Here is a 232-nt window from a genome sequence, read left to right as displayed (position 1 = left end):
ATGGTGGTGGATTCTTTATGACTATCCTGCTGGGGATAGTCGGTGCTGTAGTCGGCGGATGGATCAGCACGCTGTTTGGCTTTGGTAAAGTCGATGGCTTCAATTTTGGCAGCTTCGTGGTTGCCGTTATTGGTGCGATTGTCGTGCTATTTATCTACAGGAAGATTAAAAGTTAACGCGTAAATTGCACAAAGGCTGCACACAGGCAGCCTTTGCTATTTTTTAGAGGTGA

Annotated in this window: 1 protein-coding gene; it reads left to right on the top strand. The window is 46.1% G+C overall.

Features of this window, described 5'->3' with window-relative positions:
* Positions 1 to 176, top strand: a 176-nt coding sequence (locus SB756_RS35880; protein WP_410914008.1) for a GlsB/YeaQ/YmgE family stress response membrane protein, incomplete at its 5' end; no start/stop codon positions are given.
* Positions 177 to 232 lie beyond the last annotated feature (56 nt).

Origin of the sequence: Pseudomonas sp. SIMBA_068, assembly GCF_046534705.1 — a bacterium.
Lineage (GTDB): Bacteria > Pseudomonadota > Gammaproteobacteria > Pseudomonadales > Pseudomonadaceae > Aquipseudomonas > Aquipseudomonas putida.
The sequence above is the reverse complement of the archived record's forward strand: the minus strand, read 5'-3'. Positions and strand labels throughout refer to the sequence as shown.